Source organism: Sphingobium quisquiliarum P25, assembly GCF_000445065.1.
Classification (GTDB): domain Bacteria; phylum Pseudomonadota; class Alphaproteobacteria; order Sphingomonadales; family Sphingomonadaceae; genus Sphingobium; species Sphingobium quisquiliarum.
On record NZ_ATHO01000050.1, the window covers coordinates 21,562 to 29,431 of the forward strand.

Consider the following 7,870-nt stretch of genomic DNA (forward strand, 5'->3'; position numbering starts at 1 on the left):
TTCCTCCATCCTTCGCTTGCCGCACTCTCTGGCGCGATTAGATGATGTTACATCATATCTAATGATATGTTGCAACATTATATATGCAGCTCCAATTAAGGACTGACGCTTGTGCGAGGAAGGCCGCCGCCCTACCATATTGGTATGACACAGACGGCAGAAGATCTGACCCTGGATGAAGTGCGCGCGAAGATCGCGCCCATCCTGCCCAACCATGCGGCTTTCGACGGCTGGCGGCCCGAAGCGGTGGCCATGGCCGCAGCGCAAGCGGGAGTAGACCCGCAGATCGCGCAGCTTGCCTTCCGCGAGGGCGCGGTGGACATGATCGACGCATGGTTCGCCAGCATCGATGCGGCGATGCTGGACGCGCTGCCGCCGGAAAAATTATCCGCTTTGTCCATCCGCCAGCGGATCACGGCCCTGGTGGAGGCGCGGCTATCCCTGCTTGCGGGAAACAGGGAAGCGCTGCGCCGGGCGATCGCGATCCTGGCGATGCCGCAAAATGCGGCACGCGCCGCCCGTCTGGGCTGGCGCGCCGCCGACATGATGTGGCGCGCGGCCGGGGACAATGCGACCGACTTCAACCATTATAGCAAGCGCATGACGCTGGCGGCGGTCTATGCCGCGACGCTGCTGGTCTTCATCGATGATGAGAGCGAAGGGTGGCAGGACAGCCGCGCCTTCCTGGCCCGGCGCATCGAGGGGATAATGCGATTCGAACGGACCAAGGCGCGATGGAAGGGCGCGGGCGGCGGCGAGCGGCTGAGTCTGGCGCAATTTATCGGGCGGCTCCGCTATCCGGCGGTGTGATCCCGCGGGGTGATCCCGCCCGGACAAGGTGATTGGCTCTGGCCTTTTCCTATCGGTATTGATAGTCAATCGCAGAAACTGTGAACGAGTGCCCTTCTCTTGCGCCTGACTGACCTGCCGCTGCGCCAGCCCGCTTATGTGGATGTGATCGATTGGACCGCCCTGTCGGCGACCGATGGTCAGCGGCTGCGCGAGTTCGGCCTGATCGAGGGCGCCGATGTCGAGGCGCTTCATCATGGCGGGCTGCTGGGGCGCGGCCCCATAGCGTGCAAGATCGGGCGGATGACCATCGCCATGCGCCGCGCCCATGCAGCCGCCATCTCCGTACGGCTGGGCACGCGGGACGAACAGGCATGAGCGCCTTTCCGCTCGTGGCGCTGGTCGGCAATCCCAATGCAGGCAAGAGCGCGCTGTTCAACGCGCTGACGGGGGCGCGGCAGAAGCTGGGCAATTATCCCGGCGTCACGGTCGAGCGCAAGGCGGGGCGGCTTTCGCTGTCCGATGGCCGCCCGGTCGAACTGGTCGACCTGCCGGGCACGTACAGCCTCGATCCCACCAGCCCGGACGAACAGGTGACGCGCGACGTGGTGCTGGGCCGCCAGACGGGGGAGCGGCTGCCCGACGCCCTGATCGTCGTGGTCGATGCGTCCAACCTCGACAATCATCTGCGCTTTGCGCTGGAACTGATCTCGCTCGGCCTGCCGACGATCGTTGCGCTCAACATGGTGGACCTTGCCTCCCGCGACGGGCTGGAACTCGATCCTGCGGTCCTTTCGCGCGAACTGGGCGTGCCGGTGATCCCGACAGTGGCGGTGCGCAAGCGCGGGCTGGACGATCTGCGGGAACAGATTGAAGCGGTCCTCAGCGTCAAGCCCGCCCGCGCCAGGGCGGAGCCGGGCGATTTCCAGACCCTGCGGGCCGAGGCCAAGCGGATCGCGAAAGGCGCGGTCGTGCGGGAAACGCCCTCGCGGCGGCTGACGGCGGCGATCGACCGCGTTGCGCTGCACCCCTTTTTCGGGCTGCTGATGCTGCTGGGCCTGCTCTTTATCATGTTCCAGGCGGTCTACGCATGGTCCGAAGCGCCCATTGCCATGATCGAAGGGCTGGCGGAAACGCTGAGCGGCGCCGTGAGCGACGCCTTGCCGGACGGGCTGCTGCGGTCCTTCCTGGTCGATGGCGTCATCAACGGCGTCGGTTCGGTCGTCGTGTTCCTGCCGCAGATCCTGATCCTCTTCTTCTTCATCCTGATGCTGGAGGCGACGGGCTATATGGTCCGCGCCGCCTTCCTGATGGACGGGCTGATGGCGCGGGTGGGCCTGTCGGGACGGGCCTTCATCCCGCTGCTCTCCTCCTTCGCCTGCGCGGTGCCGGGCATCATGGCGACGCGCACCATCTCCGATCCCAAGGACAGGTTGACCACCATATTGATCGCGCCGCTGATGACCTGTTCGGCGCGCCTGCCGGTCTATGCCGTCATCATCGGCGCTTTCATCCCGGCGCGGAATGTCGGGTTTGGCGTGGGATTGCAGGGGCTCGTGCTCTTTTGCCTCTATGTCGCCGGGATCATCGGGGCGATGCTGGTCGCGCTGGTGCTGCGCCTGACGGTGACCAAGGGATCGAGCGGCGGATTCCTGATGGAAATGCCCAAATATCAGTGGCCGCGCCCGCAGGACGTGCTGCTGGGGCTGTGGCAGCGAGCGATCATCTTCCTGAAGCGCGCGGGCACGATCATCTTTGCATCGACGGTGATCCTGTGGCTGCTGCTGTCCTTCCCCCGCGCGCCCGAAGAGAGCGGGATCAGCCAGGTGAACCATTCGATCGCCGGGCGCATCGCCAATGGCCTGAACGTGGCGCTGGAGCCGATCGGCTTCAACCGGGACATCAGCCTGGCGCTGATCCCGGCCATGGCGGCGCGGGAAGTGGCGGTGTCGGCGCTCGCCACCGTCTATTCCATCGACGCGGGCGACGACGAGGCTAAGCTGGAACGCAGCCTGGGCGACCGGTTGAAGGATAATTGGCCGCTGCCCACCGCGCTCGCCTTCCTCGCATGGTTCGTCTTCGCGCCGCAGTGCATTTCCACCATCGCCGTCACCAAGCGGGAAACCAACGGATGGCGATGGCCGCTGTTCATGGTGGGCTATCTTTTCGCGCTGGCCTATGTCGCCGCGGGCCTGACCTACTGGACCGCCGTCGCCGTCGGTTTGGGGTAGCTTCCGAAGGCTGGCGCTCTATAAAGACCGGCTAAACGCATCGGAGGAAACATGGCGGGTTCGGTCAACAAGGTCATTCTGGTCGGCAATCTGGGCGCTGACCCGGAAGTGAAGAGCTTCCAGAATGGCGGCAAGGTGTGCAACCTGCGCATCGCCACCTCCGAAAGCTGGAAGGACCGCATGTCGGGCGAGCGCAAGGAGCGCACCGAATGGCATAGCGTCGCCATATTTTCCGAAGGACTGGCGGGCGTTGCCGAACGCTTCCTGCGCAAGGGGTCCAAAGTCTATCTGGAAGGCCAGCTGCGCACCCGCAAATGGCAGGACCAGTCGGGCAATGACCGCTATACGACCGAAGTCGTGCTGCAAGGGCCCGGCGCGGTCCTGACCATGCTGGACGGCGCGCCCGGCGGCGGCGGTCAGGGTGGAGGCCGCAGCCAGGGCGGCGGCGGCGACTGGGGCGCCAGTTCGGGCGGCTTTGGCGGCGGCAACGACTATGATGATTTCGGCGGCGGCGGCTTCGGTGGTGGCAGCAGCGGCGGCGGCCGTTCTTCGGGCGGTGGCCGGGGCGGCTCCAACTTCGACAATGATCTGGACGACGAAGTGCCGTTCTGACGGAGGGCGGGTCAGGGCTGCCCTGCTGGAAGCCCTGACGAATGGCCGCTAGGACGCGGCCGCCTTGCGCCTTTTGTCATGATAGATGCGCTGGTGGAACATGGCTTCATAGGGGCCGCGCTCCAGCGTCCGGTAGATGAAATGCGTCGCCACCAAGGATGTGGAGACGACCGCCGTGCCAAACGCCGTCATCGACAGCGGGATGTTGCCGGTGAACCAGCCCATCTTCACGAAGATCATCCGCATCAGGAAATAAGGGAACGGGTGCACCAGATAGAGGCTGTAGCTGACGTCCCCGAAATAGCGGAAAGGCTGCCCGCCTAAAGCGCGCGATGTCAGGCTGCCCGGACGCAGCGCGAAATAGAAATAGGCGGTGATCGACAGCAGGATCATCGGCACGGCGGGCGTGCCGAACTGGTCCCACGCGGTATAGCCGAGATGCGTCTGGGACGCGCTGGCGACCATCAGGACGAAGCTGACCAACTCCATGCCCCAGGTGGCAGGCGTGGCGGTCTTTTCATCGGCGGCGAGCAGGCGCATCGCTACGCCGATCAGGAAATAGACGGTGATCGGAAAGGCGATCAGGAAGGCGATCGCCAGCATGACCGCCAATGCGCCCAACAGCATGTTCCTGCGCTTATAGGCGAATGTCACGATCAACGCGGTCAGCACGTAGAAACAGGCCTCGTAGCTGAGGCTCCATGCATTGGGCGTCAGCTGCTCGGTTCCGGTGAACAGGTTGATGAACAGCAGGCCCGAGACGATGGTTTCGACGTTGTTGAGCTCCTTATACGCGTTCGTCACGAAATTGAGCGCGATGAACAGCAGCGAAAGAACGAAGAACAGGGGGTAGATCCGCACGAAGCGGCGCAGGCCGAATTCCTTGAGATTATATTTGAGCGCGCTTTGCAGGATCACATAGCCGCTGATGACGAAGAATATCTCCACCCCGAAGGTGCCGAAATTCCAGGGATATCTGACCCACTGAACATAGGATTTCACATGGGGGTAGATATGTTCGGCGGTGCCGCCGATGATGTGGGCCAGCATGACGAAGACGGCCGCAAGTCCCCGCAGGCCATGCGCGGCGGCGTTGAATCCGCCATTTTTTTTCGGGATGATCGCTGGCGCGTCCATCTGCCCGATGATGACGGGGGCCGCCGGTATCGCTCGTCCAGTCACTTCGCCTGCTCCATCGCGCGTCGCCCCTGACCACTATGCCGCGCGCGCCCTCCAGCCCAAATGGCTCTTCCGATGCCGGGCCGGTTTGTTGGAGGAGGGGGCTTCGGATCGAGGGCGATTAGGGGTTAATCCTTTCGCCGGGCGCTTTGCCGAAACCTATTTACAGGGACTTAGCTGCCCGGCTGCGCCAGCCGGGCCATAGCGAAAGGGCGCCCCCCCGGCGGACCGGAAGCGCCCTTTCATGTGCGCTGCTTGAACCGGATTCCTGCCTGCGCAGGAGAATGCCCGGCCGAGGAAAACAGGCGCTATGCGGCGGCGGCGACCCCGCTGACGCCCAGTTCCGCAAGGGCGAAGCGGCGAATATGCTCGCCCAAATCCTCGCGGCCGAGAGCGAGGGCAAGGTTGGCTTCGATATAGCCCGCCTTGGACCCGCAATCGAAACGGCGGCCATCGAAGGTGACGCCATGGAAAGGCTGCTTGCCGATCATCGACGCCATGGCGTCGGTCAACTGGATCTCGCCGCCCGCGCCCTTTTCCTGCGTCTCCAATATCTTCATCACTTCGGGCTGAAGGATGTAGCGGCCGGGCAGGATGAGGTTGGACGGGGCCGTGCCCGCTGCGGGCTTTTCCACCAGCCCCCTGACCTCAGTCAGTGCGCCGTCACGCGCGCCGGGGTCGATCACGCCATAGCTGGGCGTTTCCGCCATCGGCACTTCCAGAGCGCAGACGAGGTTGCCGCCGACCTTTTCATAAGCATCGACCATCTGCTTGAGGCAGCCCCGGCCCGGCGGGCCCTTCATGAACTCGTCGGGCAGAAGGATGGCGAAGGGCTCGTCGCCCACGACTTCGCGCGCGCACCAGATGGCATGGCCGAGGCCCAGCGGCTCCTGCTGGCGCAGGAACACCGCGTTACCCGGCGCCAGGCGCGTGCCGTCCAGGGCCGACAGATCCTTGCCGCGTTCCCGCTGCGTCACTTCGCTTTCGAAGGCGATATCGAAATAATCCTCGATCGCGCCCTTGCCGCGGCCCGTGACGAAGATCATCTGTTCGATCCCGGCTTCGCGCGCCTCGTCCACCGCATATTGGATCAGCGGCCGGTCGACGACGGGCAGCAATTCCTTGGGCACGGATTTGGTTGCGGGAAGGAAGCGGGTGCCGAGTCCTGCGACAGGGAAAACGGCTTTGCGAATCGGCTTGTTAGGCATGAGTCTCCATTCTCGCTAGACGCGGACGACAGGCTTTGCCGTCCACGGTGCAAAGGTCAAGCGAAGCGGAAGGATTACCCCGCCCGGTCAGACGGCCAGCAGGCGCTGCGCCACCGTTTCGAGCGATGCGATCTCCGCGTCCAGTTGCTCAAGCGAGACATGCATATAGTTGTTCCGTGCATCGCGACAGGTGAAACCACCCGGCGCAGGCTGCTGAAAGCCGCCGACGATGAGCGATCGAAAACGGTCGATCCTCTGCATGTCCCGCTCGATATCCGAAATCTCGGTCAGGGCGCTGGCGTTGCGCCGGTCGCGCATCGCCACCATGGTCCGCAATTCGGTCATCAGCTTCGCCATGCCGGGCCGCGTCCGGGTGCCGACGGTCCGCACGTCACCCATGGCCTCCCGCATCATGGCGATCTTCGCCTCCAGGCTCTGTTCCAGCATCGTCCAGGCACAGACCAGACGTCCTACTCCACACAGCAGCGCCGCATCTTCCGGCGCATAGTCAGACACCGCCCTCACCTTGATCTCTGATATATGATTCACGGTTGCACCCCCGGCCCATTTTCTTTCCTTTGCCCGCAGCGACCCTGCACGGAATGGGCGAAGCAAGGCTAGAGGCACACCGCTGCGCCGCCCGCAGCAGCGGCACAGGCCAGCGGCAGACGTGCAAAATCAACGATGAGCCGAAAGGGCGAGGATGCCCGCAGGCAAGCGCGCCGCTCAGAAATCGATAGCGATTCCCTTGCGTTCCCAGTCGCCATAGCGGACCGGGCTCAATTCCTCATCATGGCGCGAGGGCTGGTCCAGCGGATCGGGTTCCGGCACGGGCGGGCTTTTGGACAGATGCGCGGGCGGCTTCACATGCGCGGGCCGCTTGCCGTTGAATGTTCCCATGATCCTTGAGCCTTTCGATTTGCGATCCGTTACCGGCAATCCCATATTCAGGCCGGACCTGCTATCTGGGCCGTGAAGGAGAATGACGCAAGTGAGCGGTTTGAGGACGATGATGCTGTTGTCGGCGCTGACGGCGCTGTTCATGGCGCTGGGCTATACGCTGGGCGGGGGCGCGGGCGCCCTGATCGCCTTGCTGGTCGCGGCGGGCATGAACCTCTTCACCTTCTGGAATGCCGACAAGATCGTGCTGTCGATGCACGATGCGCGCGAAGTGGATGCGCAGAGCGCGCCGGAATTTTACGGACTGGTGCGCGATCTGGCGCAGCGGGCGGGCCTGCCGATGCCGCGCGTCTACCTGATCGACCAGCCGCATCCCAATGCCTTCGCCACCGGGCGCGACCCTGAGCATGCTGCCGTGGCCGCGACGACGGGCCTGCTGTCCATGCTGAGCCGCGAGGAAGTGGCGGGGGTGATGGCGCATGAACTTGCCCATGTGCGCAATCGCGACACGCTGATCATGACCATGGTCGCGACCATCGCGGGCGCGATTTCGATGCTCGCCAATTTCGGCCTTTTCTTCCGTGGCGGCAGCAATGAGAACGGCCATGGCAATCTTGCCGCCGGGCTGCTGGCGGTCATCGTCGCGCCCTTTGCCGCGATGATCGTGCAGATGGCGATCAGCCGCACGCGCGAATATGCCGCAGACGCTGGCGGGGCGCAGATCAGCGGCGATCCGCATGCGCTGGCGTCGGCGCTGGCCAAGATTTCGGACAAGGCGGCGATGATCCCCAACCCGGTGGCGCAGCGCAACCCGGCGGCGGCACAGCTTTACATCGTGCCATCACAGGTCAGCGAACTGTTTTCCACCCATCCCGCCACTGAAAAGCGCATCGCCGCCTTGCAGGAGATGGGAGCGGAGCTTGGGCGCTCACCGGCGGCGGCGGCGCAGCG

At 64.2% G+C, this 7,870-nt stretch carries 9 protein-coding genes; 5 read left to right on the forward strand and 4 right to left on the reverse strand.

Translation table 11 applies throughout. The annotated features are described in order from the left end of the window. Positions 1-144 precede the first annotated feature (144 nt). The 4 genes from L288_RS27845 to ssb all read left to right on the forward strand — a co-directional run bounded on the left by L288_RS27845 (position 145) and on the right by ssb (position 3,632). The gene (locus tag L288_RS27845; protein WP_021237449.1) at positions 145-810 is read left to right on the forward strand and encodes a COQ9 family protein; all 666 of its coding nucleotides are present in this window, start codon (positions 145-147) and stop codon (positions 808-810) included. Positions 811-909: 99 nt separating this feature from the next. Further along, a complete protein-coding gene (locus L288_RS27850) occupies positions 910-1,167 on the forward strand; it encodes a FeoA family protein (protein WP_021237450.1) in 258 nt (85 codons plus the stop codon). Next, positions 1,164-3,020 carry a ferrous iron transporter B gene (gene feoB / locus L288_RS27855; RefSeq protein WP_021237451.1) on the forward strand — a complete coding sequence of 619 codons (1,857 nt, stop codon included), beginning with the start codon at positions 1,164-1,166 and terminating at the stop codon, positions 3,018-3,020. Before L288_RS27850 ends, feoB begins: the two co-directional genes overlap by 4 nt. A gap of 51 nt (positions 3,021-3,071) precedes the next feature. Further along, positions 3,072-3,632, forward strand: a complete 561-nt coding sequence (gene ssb / locus L288_RS27860) for a single-stranded DNA-binding protein (RefSeq protein ID WP_021237452.1) — start codon at positions 3,072-3,074, stop codon at positions 3,630-3,632. 48 nt (positions 3,633-3,680) lie between these two features. Here the strand turns inward: ssb and L288_RS27865 are convergent, their stop codons facing one another. The 4 genes from L288_RS27865 to L288_RS42285 all read right to left on the reverse strand — a co-directional run bounded on the left by L288_RS27865 (position 3,681) and on the right by L288_RS42285 (position 6,919). Further along, positions 3,681-4,814 carry an acyltransferase family protein gene (locus L288_RS27865; RefSeq protein ID WP_152522048.1) on the reverse strand — a complete coding sequence of 378 codons (1,134 nt, stop codon included), beginning with the start codon at positions 4,812-4,814 and terminating at the stop codon, positions 3,681-3,683. Between the two features lie 305 nt (positions 4,815-5,119). After that, entirely contained in the window at positions 5,120-6,019 is a 900-nt protein-coding gene (locus L288_RS27870) for a UTP--glucose-1-phosphate uridylyltransferase (protein ID WP_021237454.1), read from the reverse strand. A gap of 87 nt (positions 6,020-6,106) precedes the next feature. Next, the gene (locus L288_RS27875) at positions 6,107-6,535 is read right to left on the reverse strand and encodes a hypothetical protein (RefSeq protein WP_037471384.1); all 429 of its coding nucleotides are present in this window, start codon (positions 6,533-6,535) and stop codon (positions 6,107-6,109) included. A 210-nt stretch (positions 6,536-6,745) separates the two neighbouring features. After that, the gene (locus L288_RS42285) at positions 6,746-6,919 is read right to left on the reverse strand and encodes a DUF1674 domain-containing protein (RefSeq protein WP_021237456.1); all 174 of its coding nucleotides are present in this window, start codon (positions 6,917-6,919) and stop codon (positions 6,746-6,748) included. A 91-nt stretch (positions 6,920-7,010) separates the two neighbouring features. Between L288_RS42285 and htpX the strand changes: the two genes are divergently transcribed. After that, positions 7,011-7,870 (forward strand): zinc metalloprotease HtpX (htpX, locus tag L288_RS27880; RefSeq protein WP_201766633.1); only part of this gene is annotated, 860 nt, incomplete at its 3' end.